Raw genomic sequence first — 15,491 nt, 5'->3', positions numbered from 1 at the left:
CCCCGCGCCCCCGCCCCAGACCCGTCCTCCTGGACGGGCGGTACCTGGTCCAGGAGGTCATCCGGCACTCGTTCCACGGCGGGGTGTACCGCGGCACCGACCGCCGCACCGGCACCGAGGTCGTCGTCAAACAGGCCCGCCCGCACACCGGAGCCGAACTGACCGGCAGCGATGTACGCGACCTGCGGCGGCACGAGGCCCGGATGCTGGAACTGCTGGAGCCGACCGGGCTGAGCGCCCGCCCGCTGGGACTGTTCGAGCAGCAAGGAGACCTGTTCCTGGTCCAAGAAGCCCTCCCCGGACTCTCGCTGCGTCGATGGGTGGTCGACCACCTCACCCTGCACGGCGACACCTGGGGCCCCGCCCCGCGGGAGGCCCGACGGCTGGCGCGCGGGCTGGCCGCGCTCCTGTCGGCGGCGCACGATCAGGGCCTGGTGCTGCGGGACTTCAACCCCAGCAACGTGATGGTCGCCCCGGACGGTTCGGTCCGGCTGATCGACCTGGAACTGGTGGCGCGGCCCGGGGAGTACGTCGGCCGCGCCGGCACCCCCGGGTACGCCGCGCCCGAGCAGCGCGAGGCGCCCGCGTTCGGCCCGGCGCCGGGCCCGCAGGCCGACCTCCACGGCCTGGGCGCCACCCTCTTCTACCTGGCCACCGGCCTGGATCCGGTGCTGCCCGCCGACGACCCGCCGATGCGCCCGGCCGCCGACCGGATGGGGGCGTGGCTGGAGTGGCTCGCGGTGGACAATCCGGCGGCCCGGCAGTTCGCGGGGATCATCCTGGAACTGCTGCACGAGGACCCGGGGCGGCGGCCCCCGCTGGAGGAGGTGTCGGCCCGCCTCGCCGAACCCCCGGCGCCGCACCGCCGACGGCCCGCCCCGGAGGCGGCCGGCGAGCCCACCGGTCCGGACCTGAAATCCCTCATCACCGACGCCCTGGAGTACCTGCTGGCGACGATGGACCCGCGGGACCCGGAGCGGCTCTGGCCCTCCGGGAAGTTCGGCGCCACCACCGACCCGTTCGCGGTGCAGCACGGCGCGGCCGGGATCCTGGGGGTCCTCGTCCGCGCGTACCAGGCGGAGCCGGATCCGGCGCTGCGGCAGGCGGTGGCCGCGGCCGCGGAGTGGATCGGCCGCCAAGTGGAGCGTGAACCGCGCCTGCTGCCCGGTCTCCACTTCGGCCGGTCCGGGACCGCATGGGCGCTGCTGGACTCCGGACTGGCCCTGGACGCGCCGGACATGGTCCGGTCGGCGCGCGAACTGGCCTCCCGGATACCGACCGCCTGCCCGAACCCGGACGTCTGCCACGGCGCCTCCGGGGCCGGACTCACCCAGTTGCGGTTCTGGGAGGCACCGGCGAGGCGGAATTCCTGGACCGCGCCCGACAGGCGGCCGACGCGGTCACCGCCGCGGCCGAGCGCCATGACGGCCATATCCGCTGGCCCGTCCCGGCCGACTACCCGTCGGCTCTCGCCGGGGTGCGCCACTACGGATTCGCCCATGGAGTGGCCGGCGTGGGCGCGTTCCTGCTCGCGGTGGCGCGGGCCACCGGGGACGGCGGGTACGCCGAACAGGCCGACGCGGCGGCCCGGACGCTGGCGGCCGTGGCCGAGGTCGAGGACGGCGCCGCCCACTGGCCGACCGCGGACACCGGCCGGCGGTACAAGACCCACTGGTGCAGCGGATCCTCGGGGGTCGGCACCTTCCTCCTGCGGTACGGGCAGACCAGCGGCGAGCAGCGGTACCTGGACCTGGCGGCCCAGGCGGCCGAAGCGGTGTCCCGGGCGCGCCGGCACGCCTCGCCCGCCCAGTGCCACGGCCTGGCGGGGGACGGGGACTTCCTCCTCGACCTGGCCGAGGCCACCGGCGAGGACCGCTACCGCGAAGCCGCCGGCGGCTTGGTCGCCTGCATCCACCACCGGCACGCCCTGCGGGACGGACGGCGCCTGGCCCCGGACGAGACCGGCACGGCCGTGGTCGCCGACTACGCCACCGGTCTCAGCGGCGTCCTCGCCTTCCACCTCCGCCTGCGCCACGGCGGACCGCGGCTGTGGCAGCCCGCCCTGCTGACCGGTCACTCCCCGGTGGCCGCCCACTGACCGGCCGTCTTCCCACCGGTCACCCCGACCCCGTGCCGCCGCGGGCCGTCTCACGGCGGCACGGCCGCCCACCCGCACCCGCCGGATGAGAGGAGGGAGGTGAACACCATGGAGACCCAACCGGATGTCAGCGTGGACGCCCTGCAGATGCTTGAGGAGGAGGAAGCCGACCTCGGGCTGTTCCCGTGCACGGTGACGACCACCTGTGACCTCAGGACCGTCTGAGATCCCCGATGACTCCGGTCCGCCCGCCGCACCCGGTGGGCGGACCGGAGTGCGTCGGCCCGCCATGGACCCGGGGCCGGTTCCGAGGGTGCCCGGTGCGCGCCGGCCGCGGGAGGGTCCCGGTCGTCGCGGGTGCCCTCCGGGCGGGACCGCTACGGCGAGGCCGCCGGCGCCTGACCCGCCACGGTGCCGGCGGCTCACCTCTCGGCACGGACCGGCCTCCCCTCCGGTACGCCGCGGTCGAGGTGGTGCGCTGGACCGTCAGCTGGGTCGGTAGTAGGTGTCGATGGGCCCGCGCGCCTCGTCGAACAGGGCCGGGCCGTCCTGCGCCACCGTCGGCCACTGACCCGACTGCGGGTTGAGCTCGATGAGCTGCTCGGTGGAGAGCGCGTAGACGACGCGGCCGATGCCGGAGCGGACGATGGCGCCGGTGCACATGCCGCACGGCTGGCAGCTGGTGTACATGGTGGTGCCCCCGGCGGTGCGCGGGTCGAGTTCGCGGGCCGCCCAGCGGGCCAGCTTCAGTTCCGGGTGGGCGGTGATGTCGTTGTCGCGCCGCACCGTGTTGTGGTCCTCGGCGAGGACGGCGCCATCGGGGCCGGCCAGCAGGGAGCCGTAGGGGGCGTCGCCCTGCGCGACGGAGCGGGAGGCGAGGTCGATCGCACGGCGCAGGAGCGCCTCGTCGGCTGCGGTGATCATGATGCGGTCCTCCAGTGGGTGGCCACCTCGGTGAGCGCCCGCCAGGCCGTGTGAGGCCGGCGGGTCTCCTCGGGATCGCCATGGTAGGGGTCGAGTACGACAGTGTCGGCGCCGAGCAGGCGGAGCTGGTGGAGGTCGTCGAGGACCTGCTCGATGGTGCCGACCCCGGCGGGCCGTTCGGGGTCGTCGACCGGGGTGGTGGTCAGCCTCAGCGCGATACGGGGTGCGAACGCGGGCAGCGAGTGCTTCGCCAGGACGGCACGCATCCGGTCCAGGGTCAGCCGCAGCGGGTGCCAGGCGTCCCCGAACGCGGCGGTGCGTCGCAGCGCCGCCGCGCTGTGGCCGCCGACCCAGAGGGGGATCGGGGCGGCGCCGTCCTCGGCCTCCGTGCGCCAGGCATCCCTCAGCGTGGCCAGGCACTCGTCGGTCAGTCGGCCCCGCGCGTCGAACGGCACGCCGAGCGCGTCGAATTCCTGCCGAGCCCAGCCGGCCCCCACCCCCAGCACGAGCCGGCCGCCGCTGAGCCGGTTGAGGTTCGCGGTCATCCTCGCCACCAGCAGCGGACTCCGGTACGGGAGGATCAGCACGGTCGTGCCCAGCCGCACCGTGGTGGTGGTGCCGGCCAGCCAGGACAGCGTGGTGAACGGCTCGTAGAACGGCTCCGGGTACCGCTCGGCCACATCCGGGGTGACGACCACGTGATCCGACACCATGAGGAGGTCGAAGCCGAGCCCCTCCGTGATCCGCGCCCAGTCTCGTAGCACGCCGGGATCGGTGCCCGGCCCGAAGTTCGGTACGTTGACGCCCATATGCATGATCTGAAGCTATCCCGGCGACCGCGCCGTTCTGAACCGAATCCTGCCGGTAGTGCCGGCGTTCTTCCGTGGTTCTGCCGGTAGGATCGCGATATGGCCGCGAATCTTGACGAGATCGACTGGGCGATCATCGAGCAGCTGCAACGAGAGGCTCGCATCTCCCTCAGCGAGCTGGGACGGCGGGTGAAGCTCAGCTCCTCGGCCACCACGGAACGGGTGCGCAATCTGGAGTCGCTGGGCATCATCACCGGCTACCACGCCGCGGTGGACCTGGCCAAGGTCGGCTACCCCGTGCTCGCCGTCGTCCGGCTGAAGTACCCGGGCAACCGCCACCAGCCGCTGCGTCGGCTGGTGGCCGAGCGGCGGGAGATCCTGGAGTGCCTGCGCACCACCGGCGACGACTGCTACACCCTGAAGATAGCCGCGACCTCCATGGGGCATCTGGAGTCGCTCGTGGACGAGCTGGCGGGCTTCGGCAGTACGACGACGAGCGTCGTCTACAGCCATACGCTGCCCTACCGCGGCCCCGACCGCCCCTGACCGACCACCGGACGACCACCACTCGACGCCCGCTTCCCTACCGGACGCCGGCGCCGGTGGGGGTGCCGTCGGGCGGCGACGGGGCAGTGGCCGGTGCCGTCGTGGGCAGGTAGCGCGGCGCACGCCAGGCGTCCAGCCGCTGTTCGACCGCCGCGCCCAGCGCCAGCAGCTCGGCGTCCTGGCGGTCGCCGGCCATCAGGAGCAGGCCGATCGGCAACTCGCCGACGAACCCGGCGGGTACGGACAGCGAGGGGTACCCGGCGATGGCGGCCGGGGTGGACGACGTGATCACGTCGTTGTCGCCCCGCGCGTAGTCGGTGATCCAGGCGGGCGGGTTGGTCGGGGAGGCGATGGCGTCCAGGCCATGGGCGGCCATGGTCTCGTCGATGGAGCGCCGGGACAGGTCCTTCAGCTCGGCGCGCATGGCCCGGTAGCGCGGGTCCGCGGTCGACGGTGCGGCCAGCGCCTGCTCGAACAGTTCCTGGCCGGCGAAGCAGGCCTGCTCGGCCGGGTGCGCGCGGTGGAACTCGATCAGTTCGTCGAGGTCCCGAGGCCCCCCGCGGGTGGCCAGGTAGGCGTCGATGTCCCGGTGGAACTCGCTCAGCAGGGCGGGGAACTCGAGTTCGTCGAGCCGGTCCTGGTACGGCGGCACCACCTCGACCAACTGCGCCCCCGCGGCCCGCAGCCGTGCCGCGGTCCGGGTCATCAGGGCGTCCACCTCGGCGCCGAGGGTGGGGAGCCGCCACAGGCCGATCCGCTTGCCGCGCAGTCCGTCGGGGCGCGCGGCCGCCTCCACGAGGCCGAAGGCGGCCTCGGTGCCCGCGGTGTCGTGACCGCTGAGCACCGCGAGGGTGATCGCGGCGTCGATGACGTTGCGTGCCATGGGCCCGGCCGTGTCCTGCTCGGCGGAGATCGGGACGATGCCGGCCTGGCTGACCAGCCCGAGGCTGGGCTTGAGGCCGACGACCCCGTTGGTCCCGGCCGGACACACGATGGAGCCGTCCGTCTCGGTGCCGATCGCCACCTGCGCCAAGGACGCGGCGAGCGCGGCGGCCGAACCGGAGGACGATCCGCCCGGATTCCGGTCCAGGACGTAGGGGTTGCGGGTCTGCCCGCCCACCGCCGACCAGCCCGAGGTCGCCTTCGCCGCCCGGAAGTTGGCCCATTCGGACAGGTTGGCCTTGCCGAGGATCACCGCGCCCGCCGCACGCAGCCGTGCGACCAGTTCCGCGTCCCTGTCCGGTGGACTTCCGGCCAGCGCCAGTGACCCGGCCGTCGTCGGCATGTCGCGGGTGTCCACATTGTCCTTCAGCAGCACGGGGATGCCGTCGAGCGGGCCGAGGGCCTTTCCGCGGCGGCGCCTGGCATCGCTGGCCGCGGCCTGGCGCAGGGCTGTCGGGTCGGTGCACAGCACCGCGTTGATCCTGGGGTTGACGGCCTCGATCCGCCGGAGGTACGCCAGGGTCAGCTCCGAGGAGGTCAGGGCCCCGCGGTCCATACGCGCCTGCAACTCGGGGATCGTCACCGTCTCCAGGTCCACTCCGCGCAGGAGCGTGGACTCGGTGGGGGACGCGGAACCGCCGGCACCGGGGTCGGCGGCCACCGCACGCCGCCCCGGCACACCCGCCGCCGGAGGGGGTGCCACGGCAAGGGCCGCGGTCAGCGCGGCGAAGCTGCTCTTCTTCATGGGGGACAGCCCACTCCAGGAGGGCCGCCGGACGCAACAGACTTCTGCGCCTGCCCACGCCGCGGAGGACATGCGCGCGGCCGGTCGACTGGTCGGACAGGTGTCATCGCTCCCTCTCCAGGGCGTCCTCAGCGCGGGCCGTCGCTCAGCCACCGGTGGATGGCGAGGGCGGTGGTACGGGCGTGCTCCTCCAGCATGGTGAAGTGGTCCCCGTCCACGGTGACCTCGGTGTGCGGCAGGCTCCAGTGCGGGGCGGGCTCGGCCCCGGGCAGGGGGTCCCGGGCTCGTACGTACAGGGTGGGACAGGCGAGCGGCGCGGGTCTCCAGCCGCTGAAGAGCGCGAAGTATCCGGCCATGGCGGTGAGCCGGTCGGTCTCGGCGGAGGCGAACTCCGCCGCCCGGCGCAGCATGTCCGAGGTCGTCGCGGAGAGCGCCTGCTCCCCGTCCCCGTGGTCGGGCGGATAGGTGTCCACCAGGACGACGGCCGCCGGGGCTGCGCCCTCGGACTCCAGACGCTCGGCCACGGCATGGGCCACCCAGCCACCGGCCGACCGCCCCAGCAGCACCAGGGGGCCTTCGGCCGCGGCCGCGCGTACGGCGAGGGCCTGGGCGGTGACGAGAGCGTCCAGAGTGGCGGGCAGAGTCTCCCGGGACTCGAACCCCGGGTGCCGCACCGCGAAGACCGGTCGCAGCCCGCGCAGCCCGGCACCGAGGTGCGCGTACTCCCGCGGTCCGGACACCGCGCTGAGCGCCGGGAGGCAGACCAGCGGGGCCCCTGTGCCGCCCGCCGCGAGCACGATGGGTTCGTGTGCGGCACCGGGCGCCCCGGTCTCGTCGAAGACCGGGCGCAGGCGCGCGGCGATGGTGAGGAGCGCCATGCCGTCCCAGCCGCGTCCTCGGGCACAGGCGGTACGGAAGAGGGCGCCCAGGGAGTCCGGGGCTCCCTCGGCGTGCGGTGCGTCGGCGGTCCGCCCCCGGACCTCCGGCGGAGCACCCGCCGCCGCACGGCCTTCCGGACCGTCTCCCACTCCCTTGTCGGCCGGTCCGCCCGGGGAGCCGGGGTAGTTCGGGGCGCCGATGGCCGCGGGCCGCGCCGGGGCGTCGGGCCTGGCCCCCGCGGGAGGCGCCTCGGCGGCATGGCGCCGCCGCAGCTCGGCGGCGAGCGCGCGCGGCGTCGGGAAGTCGAAGAGCAGCGTGGACGGCAGTACCAGCCCCGTCCACGCCGCGAGTTCATTGCGCAGCTCGACCGCGGCCAGGGAGTCCAGCCCCAGATCAGCCAGCAGGGTGTCCTCGTCGATCTCGCTCGCGTCCTCCCCATGGCCCAGGACGCGGGCCGCCAGGGTCCGGACCTTGGCGAGCAGCAGCCCGTCCGGCTCGCCGGGGGAAGCAGCCGCCAACGCCCGTCCGATCCCGTCCCCGCCCCTGCCGCCCGCGTCGGCGGCGGGGGTTCGGAGTCGGTGCGCCGCCTCGCCTCCGCCGTGGAGCGCGGCCGGGCCGAGGCGGGCCGCCACCACCACGGGTTCGTCACCGGCCACGGCGGCGTCGAAGAGGGCCAGGCCCTCCGCCGGTCCGAGCGGGCCGAAGCCGGAACGGGCCATCCGCTGCCGGTCCGCCTCGCCGAGGTGCGCCATCATGCCGTCGTCCTGCAGCCAGGGGCCCCAGACGATCGACGTGCCGGGCAGTCCGAGTCGGCGGCGGTGTCGTGCCAGGGCGTCCAGCACGCAGTTGGCAGCGGCGTAGTTGGCCTGGCCGGCGGAGCCGAAGGCACCCGCCACCGAGGAGAACAGCGCGAAGAACGCCAGGTCGTGGCCGAGCGTCAGGTCGTGCAGCGCGAGGGCGGCGTCCGCCTTGGGGCGCAGCACCCGCCTCAGGCGGTCGGTGGTGAGCGCCGTGACGACGCCGTCGTCCAGCACCCCCGCGGTGTGCACGACGCCGGTCAGCGGGTGGGCCGCCGGTACCGCGTCGAGCAGGGCGGCGAGCGCGGACCTGTCCGCGACGTCGCAGGCGCGCACGGCCACCTGGGCGCCCGCCGCACGCAGCTGTGCGACGAGTTCCCGGGCCCCCGGGGCGTCCGGCCCGCGCCGGCCGGCGAGCAGCAGATGGCGGACCCCGTGGGCGGTGACCAGGTGCCGCGCCACCAGCATGCCCAGCGAACCGGTGCCGCCGGTGACCAGGACGGTGCCCTCCGGGTCGATCCGCCGTCGGCTCCGCCGCTCCGGTGCCGCCGGGGCCACTACTGGCACCAGCTTCGGCACGTACGCCGTCCCCTGGCGCAGGGCCGCCTCCGGCACCGAGGCGGCCAGCAGGGCGGGCAGGGCCCTCCAGGAGTCGGGGTGTCCGTCCACGTCGATCAGGGCGAAGCGGCCCGGGTTCTCGCGCAGGGCCGAGCGGACCAGTCCCCACACCGGTGCGTGCGCCGGCACGGGCGGTGCCTCGCCGGGCCGGAGGTCGCTCCGCTGACCGGCCGGACCGCTCGTGGGGACACCGTCGCGGGGCGAGGCGGCGGGACCGTTCGCGGCGCAATCGCTGTCGGCAGAGGCGAAGTGACCGTTCGCGGGGGATCTGTCGTCGGCCGAGGCGGCGGGAGCGTCCGCGGAGGAATGGCGGTGGGCCGAGGTGGTGTGACGGTCCGTGGGGGCGCCATCGCCGCCGGCGGTGGCGGCGGGGCCGTCCGCGGGGACATCGCCGGCGGGTGCGGTGACGGCACCGGACGTCACGAGGACGAGACGGGAGCGGGACAGGCGCGGCTCGGCGAGCCACTCCCGCACGAGCCCCAGCGCCCGGTCCGCCGCGTGCAGCAACCCGGCGGCCGGGTCCTGGCCGTCGCGGGTCGGGTCGGGCGGCGGGCACGGGGCCACGACGACGTCCGACGAGACATCGCACGCCGCCGGGCCGCGGTACACCGGGACATCGGAACCCGGGGGCGCGAGGGCGTCCACCGGCGGGGTGCCCGCCGTGCCCAGAACTCCCCAGCGGGGCATGGCCACCGGCGCGGGCGGCTCGGTCAGCGGCACCCAGCCCATCCGGTGGAGGGCGCCGGGGACCGCGTCCGCCGCCGCCGAGCCGGTAGGCGGTAGGGGCCGGAGCGTCAGCGAACGGACCGTCGCCACAGGTGAGCCCGCCTCGTCGGTCAGCTCCACCCCCGTCTGCCCGTCAGGCCCGGGGGCCACCCGTACCCGCAAGCGCTGGACGCCGGGGGTGTGCACGCGCACTCCGCCGAAGGCGAACGGCAGGGACAGCCCGCCGGCCGCCGGAGCGGCTGCCCCGGAACCGTCCGCGACCAGGCCGTCCAGGGCCAGCGCGTGCAGCGCCGCGTCGAGCAGTGCGGGATGCAGGACGAACGCCGGGCCGTCCGCGTCCGGGCGCGGCGCCCGGGCCGCCTCGGGCAGCGCGACGTCGGCGTACACCTCCTCCCCGTGCCTCCAGGCGGCGCGCATGCCCCGGAAGGCGGGACCGTAACGCAGCCCTCCGGCGGCCAGTCGTCCGTACGGCCCCTCCCCCAGGCCATCGGCGTGCAGGGGCACCGCGGCCTCCGGCGGCCAGGACGCGTGCGGCCGGGGCGCGCCACCGGTCCCGGCGGCCGCCTCCCGGTCCGCCGAGAGGGTGCCGAGGGCGTTCCGGAGCCAGGGCTCGTCGTCCGCGGCGGTGTACGGCCGGGAGTGGAGGAACACGGCCCGCCGTCCCGCCTCGTCCGCCCCCGCCACCTTCATCTGGACAGCGACCGCACCGTCCGGGGGCAGGGCCAGCGGCGCGGTCAGGACCAGCTCGTCCAGGACGGGGGCGCCCGCCAACCCACCGGCGTGCAGGGCCATGTCGACGAAGGCGGTCGCCGGCAGCAGGATCTCCCCGGCCACCACGTGGTCGGCGAGCCACGGCTGGTCGTGCACCGAGAGCACCCCGCTCAGCAGCAACCCGTCGTCGTCGGCCGTGCGGGTGGACGACCGCAGGAACGGATGGGCGGGCCCGGCCGCCTGGGCCACGGGAGGCTGCCCCGGGGCGGCCTCCAGCCAGTACCGGCGGCGCTGGAAGGCGTACGTGGGCAGGGCGACGCGCCGCCCGCCGCGCCCGGCGAAGACGGCCCGCCAGTCGACGGGGACGCCGTGTACGTGGAGGGTGGCCGCGGCGGTGAGCAGCCGGTCGAGGGTGCCGGAGTCCCGCTGGAGCGAGCCGACGGCCAGGATGCCGGTGCCGGCCGACTCCGCGGTCTGCTCGATGCCGGGTGTCATCACCGGGTGCGGGCTGGTCTCCACGAAGACCGTGTGCCCGTCGCGCAGCAGGGAGCGGGTGGCGGCCTCGAACTCCACGGTGGAGCGCAGGTTGCGGTACCAGTAGGCGGCGTCGAGCGCGGTGCCGTCCAGGGGTTCCCCGGTGACGGTCGAGTAGAAGGCGGTCTCGGCCGGGCGGGGGGTGATGCCCTCGAGGTCGGCCAGCAGTCGCTCGCGGACGTCCTCGACCTGCGGGGAGTGGGAGGCGTAGTCGACGGGGATGGTACGGGCCCGGATGTCGTGGCTCTGGCAGTGGGCGCGCAGCTCCTCCAGGGCGGCCGGTTCGCCGGAGACCACCACGGAGTGCGGTCCGTTGACGGCGGCCACCCCCAGCCGGCCGCCCCAGCGCTCCAGCAGCGGGCCGGTCTGCTCGGCCGGCAGGGTGAGGGACATCATCCCGCCCCGGCCCGAGATGGCCCGCAGCGCCCGGCTGCGCAGGGCCACGATCCGGGCGGCGTCCTCGAGGGTGAGCGCGCCGGCGACCCGGGCGGCGGCGATCTCCCCCTGGGAGTGGCCGACCACGGCGGCGGGCCGGACGCCGAGGGAGCGCCAGAGCGCGGCGAGGGAGACCATGACGGCGAACAGCGCGGGTTGGACGACGTCCACCCGCTCCAGGGACGGTGCCCCGGGCTCCTGCCGCAGGACGTCGAGCAGGGACCAGTCGGTGTGGGGGGCCAGGGCGTCCTGGCACTCCCCGATGGCGGCCGCGAAGACCGCGGACCGGTCCAGCAGGTCGGCGGCCATGGCGGGCCACTGGGAGCCCTGGCCGCCGAAGACGAAGGCGACGCGGCCCTGTTCGGCCGCGGTGCCGGTGGTCACCGCGGCCGAACCCGCGGCCCGGGGGCCGGTGGGGCCCGCGGTCTCCCCTGCGGCCAGTGCGGCCAGCGCGGTCAGGAAGTCGTCCCGGTGCCGGGCGATGATCACGGCACGGTGGTCGAAGGCCGTACGCGTGGTGGCCAGGGAGTGCCCGACATCGGCCGGCCGCAGCCCCGGGTGGTCCTGGAGGCGGGCGCGCAGTCGCTCGGCCTGGGCCCGTACGGCCGCCTCGGTCCGGCCGGACAACGGCCAGGGCAGTGGGGCGGGGGCGGTTTCCGGGGCCGTCTCGGCGGCCGGTGCCGGGGCTGGGTCACATGGGTCACCCTGCTCCAGGATCAGGTGGGCGTTGGTGCCGCTGACGCCGAAGGAGGACACGCCGGCGCGCCGGGGGCGTCCGGTGTCGGGCCAGGCGGTGGGTTCGGTGAGCAGGGCCACCGCGCCGCTGGACCAGTCCACGTGCGGTGAGGGCGCGTCCACGTGGAGGGTCCTGGGCAGTTCGCCGTGGCGCATGGCGGTGAGCATCTTGATGACGCCGGCGACTCCGGCCGCCGCCTGGGTGTGGCCGAGGTGGGACTTGACCGAGCCCAGCCGCAGCGGGCGGTCCGCCGGCCGGTCCTGGCCGTAGGTGGCCAGCAGTGCGTGCGCCTCGATGGGGTCGCCCAGCGCGGTGCCGGTGCCGTGGGCCTCCACCGCGTCGACGTCGGACGGGGTGAGTCCGGCGTGGGCGAGCGCCTGGCGGATCACCCGTTCCTGGGCGAGGCCGTTGGGCGCGGACAGCCCGTTGCTGGCGCCGTCCTGGTTGACGGCGCTGCCGCGGATGATCCCCAGGACCGGGTGGCCGTTGCGGCGGGCGTCGGAGAGCCGTTCGACCAGCAGCAGTCCGGCCCCCTCGGACCAGGCGGTGCCGTCGGCCCCGGCGGCGAACGGCTTGCACCGGCCGTCGGGGGCCAGCCCGCGCTGCCGGGAGAACTCCACGAAGGTGGCCGGGCTGGACATGACGGTCACTCCGCCGGCCAGCGCCATGTCGCACTCGCCCTGGCGCAGTGCCTGGCAGGCCCAGTGGAGGGCGACCAGCGAGGAGGAGCAGGCGGTGTCGACCGTGACGGCGGGTCCCTCCAGGCCCAGGGTGTACGCCACCCGGCCGGAGGCGATGCTGCCGGCGCTGCCGTTGCCCAGGTAGCCGTCCACGCCCTCGGGGGTGGTGGTCAGACGGGTGGCGTAGTCCGAGTACATCAGGCCCGCGAACACACCGGTCCGGCTGCCGCGTGCGGTCTGCGGGTCGATCCCGGCGCGTTCGAAGGCCTCCCAGGCGGTCTCCAGCAGCAGCCGCTGCTGCGGGTCCATGGCCAGCGCCTCGCGCGGCGAGATGCCGAAGAACTCGGCGTCGAAGTGGTCGGCCTGGTCCAGGAACCCGCCTTCGCGCACATAGGAGGTGCCGGAGTGGTCGGGGTCGGGGTGGAAGAGCTTGTCCAGGTCCCATCCCCGGTCGCCGGGGAAGTCGGTGATGGCGTCGGTGGCGCCGCTGACCAGCCGCCACAGGCCCTCGGGGTCGCTGATGCCCCCGGGGTAGCGACAGCTCATGGCCACGACGGCGATCGGCTCGTCGGTCGGGCGCGCGGCGATTGGCGCTGCGGCGGCCGGCCGGGCGGGCAGGTCCAGCATGGCCGTGCGCAGGTGCCTGCCCAGGGCGGCGGCCGACGGGTGGTCGAACAGGACGGTGGCGGGCAGCCGCAGTCCGGTGGCGGAGTTCAGCCGGTTGCGCAGCTCCAGCGCGGCCAGCGAGTCCAGGCCGAGTTCGCTGAAGGCCCGCTCCGGCTCGATGGCCTGGGGGCCGGTGTGCCCCAGCACCCCGGCGGTGTGCGCCCGGACGGTGTCCACCAGCAGCCGTGCCTGCTCGGCCTCGGACAGCCCGGCCAGCCGCCGGGCGAGCGCCCGGCCGGTGCCGGAGGTCCGGGCGGACCGCCCGGGGCGGGCGGTGCGGGGCAGCAGGCCGCGCAGCACGGGGGCGAGTTCCTCGCCGAGTCCGCGCAGCACCGACGGGTCGTACCGCAGCGGTGTCAGTACGGCCTCGGTGCGCCCGGCGGCGGCGTCCAGCAGGGCCAGGCCCTGTTCCGCGCCGAGCGGCAGTACCCCGGCGCGGGACATCCGCCGCCGGTCGGCCTCGGTGAGGCCCGCGGTCAGGGCTCCTTCCTCGGCCCACAGGCCCCATTGCAGTGCCAGGGCGGGCAGGCCGTGCGCCCTGCGGTGGGCGGCCAGGGCGTCGAGGACCACGTTCGCCGCCGCGTAGCCGGCCTGGCCCCGGTTTCCGATGAGCCCGGCCGCGGAGGAGAACAGGACGAACGCGGACAGCTCGCTGTCCCGGGTCAGTTCGTGCAGGTGGAGCGCGGCGTCGGCCTTGGGCCGCAGCACGTGTGCGACCCGCTCCGGTGTCAGGGTCCCGACCAGGCCGTCGTCCACCACTCCGGCCAGGTGCAGCACCGCGGTCAGCGGATGCTCGTCCGGGACGTCGGCCAGCACCCGCGCCAGAGCCTCGCGGTCGGCCGCGTCGCAGGCGGCGAAGGCGACCTCGGCGGTGCCGGCCAGGTCCTGGCGCAGCGCCTCGGCGCCGGGCGCGTCCGCCCCCTGCCGGGAGACCAGCAGCAGACGCCGCACGCCGTGCCTCTCGGCCAGGTGTCGGGCCAGCAGGGTGCCCAGCGCTCCGGTGCCGCCGGTGATCAGCACCGTACCGCCGGCCGCGAACCCGAAGCCGGGGTCGGAGCCGGACGGGTGGTGAGGGGTGGTCACCGGTCCCAGTCGGGGGACCAGCAGCGCGCCCTCGCACAGGGCGCTCTCCGGCAGGGTGGCGGCCACCGCGATCCGGTCGACCGGTGTCCCCGCGTCGCGGATGTCGGTGTCGGTGCCGAGCAGGGCGAAGCGGTCCGGGTGCTCCGACCGGGCGGTACGGAGCAGGCCCCACCGGGCGGCGGCGGCCGGGTCGGGCGCGCCCCCGTCCGGGGCGACCGCGCCGCGCACCGCCACGACCAGGCGGGAGCCGGCGAACCGCGCGTCCTGGAGCCAGTCGCGGACGAGGCGCAGCGTCTCCTGTACGGCACGGTGAACGGTCTCCGGCGCCAGGGCCGCACCGTCCTGCGGCGGGGGGCCGGTGAGCGGGAGCAGGACCGCCTCGGGGGTGGTGGCTCCGGCGTCGAGGGCGGCGGCCAGATCGGCCAGGTCGGCGTATCGCTCCGCGCCGAGCGCGGCGGCAAGCGGCTCCGCGCCGTCCGGGCACACCACCGCCCATCCACCGGGCGGTACGGGGGCGTCGATGGCCTGCTCCGACTCGGCCGGTGGTGTCCATTCCACGGCCAGCAGCCGTCCGCGGTCCGTGTCCTCGGCGGTCGGCAGCTGTCCCGGCGTCAGGGCCCGTACCAGCAGAGAGGTGACTGTCGCCACCGGCTGACCGGAGTCGTCGGCCAGCTCCAGGGAGAAGGTGTCCGCCCCGGTGGGCAGCAGGCGGACCCGGACCTCCCGGGCGCCGGGGGTGTGGAGTTCCACGCCGTGCCAGGAGAAGGGCAGCCGCAGCGGGCCCGCCGCCGCGTCCGCCGGGTCGGGCAGCGCGTACCCCAGCGGGTGGAGGGCGGCGTCCAGCAGCGCGGGGTGCACGCCGAACCGCCCCTGGGCGGTTCGCGGGGTGTCCTCGGACAGCGCCACCTCGGCGAGGAGTTCCGCACCGCGCCGCCAGACCGCGTTCAGCCCCTGGAAGGTGGGGCCGTAGACGACTCCGGTGCGCTCCGCCTCCGCGTAGAAGTCCTCGATGTCGACGGGTTCGGCGTCGGCCGGCGGCCAGGTGGAGAGAGCCGCGGCCGCGGACGATGGCTCGCTCACGGCCGGGGCCAGGGTGCCGGAGGCGTGCAGGGTCCAGGGGGCGTGCGGCTCCGCGTCGGCCCGGCGGGCGTGGATGGCGATGGGCCTGCCGTCGCCCTCCGCCTCGGCCCCGACGGTGACCTGCACCTGGGTGCCGCCGTCGGACGGCAGGGTCAGCGGGGTGAGCAGGGTCAGCTCGTCGACCCGCGGGCAGTCGATGTGCCGGCCGGCGTGGAGGGCGAGTTCCAGGAAGGCGGTCCCGGGCAGCAGCACACTGTCCAGCACCACATGGTCGGCCAGCCACGGATGCGTGTCCAGGGACAACCGCCCGGTGAACACCCAGCCATGCCCGTCCGCCAACGCCACCGCCGCACCCAGCAGCGGATGCTCCGCCGACACCTGCCCCAACCCCGCCGGATCACCCGACCACGCGTCCGACTCCAACCAGAACCGCCGCCGCTGGAACGCGTACGTCGGCAACTCCACCCACCGCCGCGCACCCC

Annotated in this window: 6 protein-coding genes and 2 pseudogenes; 4 read left to right on the top strand and 4 right to left on the bottom strand. The window is 75.7% G+C overall.

Going from position 1 to position 15,491, the window contains the following annotated elements; genetic code table 11:
* Window positions 1-83 precede the first annotated feature (83 nt).
* The 3 genes and pseudogenes from E4099_RS35205 to E4099_RS33650 form a co-directional block, all read left to right on the top strand.
* A pseudogene (locus tag E4099_RS35205) lies at window positions 84-1,337 on the top strand (protein kinase domain-containing protein); the annotation flags it as partial.
* Complete coding sequence (locus E4099_RS16920; protein ID WP_425348257.1) at window positions 1,283-2,098, top strand: lanthionine synthetase LanC family protein; 816 nt, start codon at window positions 1,283-1,285, stop codon at window positions 2,096-2,098. The pseudogene E4099_RS35205 and the gene E4099_RS16920, both read left to right, overlap by 55 nt.
* A gap of 108 nt (window positions 2,099-2,206) precedes the next feature.
* A complete protein-coding gene (locus E4099_RS33650) occupies window positions 2,207-2,323 on the top strand; it encodes an ALQxL family class IV lanthipeptide (protein WP_209446638.1) in 117 nt (38 codons plus the stop codon).
* Between the two features lie 261 nt (window positions 2,324-2,584).
* Here the strand turns inward: E4099_RS33650 and E4099_RS16915 are convergent, their stop codons facing one another.
* Window positions 2,585-3,022 carry a nucleoside deaminase gene (locus tag E4099_RS16915; RefSeq protein WP_135339904.1) on the bottom strand — a complete coding sequence of 146 codons (438 nt, stop codon included), beginning with the start codon at window positions 3,020-3,022 and terminating at the stop codon, window positions 2,585-2,587.
* On the bottom strand, window positions 3,019-3,837 hold the full coding sequence (locus tag E4099_RS16910) for an LLM class flavin-dependent oxidoreductase (RefSeq protein ID WP_135339903.1): 819 nt from the start codon (window positions 3,835-3,837) through the stop codon (window positions 3,019-3,021). The genes E4099_RS16915 and E4099_RS16910 overlap by 4 nt, the downstream gene beginning before the upstream one ends.
* A 93-nt stretch (window positions 3,838-3,930) precedes the next feature.
* Between E4099_RS16910 and E4099_RS16905 the strand changes: the two genes are divergently transcribed.
* Window positions 3,931-4,377 (top strand): Lrp/AsnC family transcriptional regulator, encoded by a 447-nt coding sequence (locus tag E4099_RS16905; RefSeq protein ID WP_135339902.1) that lies wholly within the window; start codon window positions 3,931-3,933, stop codon window positions 4,375-4,377.
* 37 nt (window positions 4,378-4,414) lie between these two features.
* Here the strand turns inward: E4099_RS16905 and E4099_RS16900 are convergent, their stop codons facing one another.
* Together E4099_RS16900 and E4099_RS16895 are read right to left on the bottom strand one after the other, a co-directional pair.
* Entirely contained in the window at window positions 4,415-6,064 is a 1,650-nt protein-coding gene (locus tag E4099_RS16900; protein ID WP_135339901.1) for an amidase, read from the bottom strand.
* A gap of 128 nt (window positions 6,065-6,192) precedes the next feature.
* A pseudogene (locus E4099_RS16895) lies at window positions 6,193-15,474 on the bottom strand (SDR family NAD(P)-dependent oxidoreductase); the annotation flags it as partial.
* Window positions 15,475-15,491 lie beyond the last annotated feature (17 nt).

The sequence above is a fragment of the Streptomyces palmae genome (genome assembly GCF_004684805.1).
GTDB classification, from domain to species: domain Bacteria; phylum Actinomycetota; class Actinomycetes; order Streptomycetales; family Streptomycetaceae; genus Streptomyces; species Streptomyces palmae.
Note: the sequence above shows the minus strand (reverse complement) of the source record. Positions and strands in the feature narration are given on the sequence as shown.

What these genes read in the sequence shown, in the direction of transcription:
- E4099_RS16915 (WP_135339904.1), bottom strand. Translation starts at nt 3,022, where the DNA reads ATGATCACCGCAGCCGACGAGGCGCTCCTGCGCCGTGCGATCGACCTC.
- E4099_RS16905 (WP_135339902.1), top strand. Translation starts at nt 3,931, where the DNA reads ATGGCCGCGAATCTTGACGAGATCGACTGGGCGATCATCGAGCAGCTG.
- E4099_RS16900 (WP_135339901.1), bottom strand. Translation starts at nt 6,064, where the DNA reads ATGAAGAAGAGCAGCTTCGCCGCGCTGACCGCGGCCCTTGCCGTGGCA.
- E4099_RS33650 (WP_209446638.1), top strand. Translation starts at nt 2,207, where the DNA reads ATGGAGACCCAACCGGATGTCAGCGTGGACGCCCTGCAGATGCTTGAG.
- E4099_RS16910 (WP_135339903.1), bottom strand. Translation starts at nt 3,837, where the DNA reads ATGCATATGGGCGTCAACGTACCGAACTTCGGGCCGGGCACCGATCCC.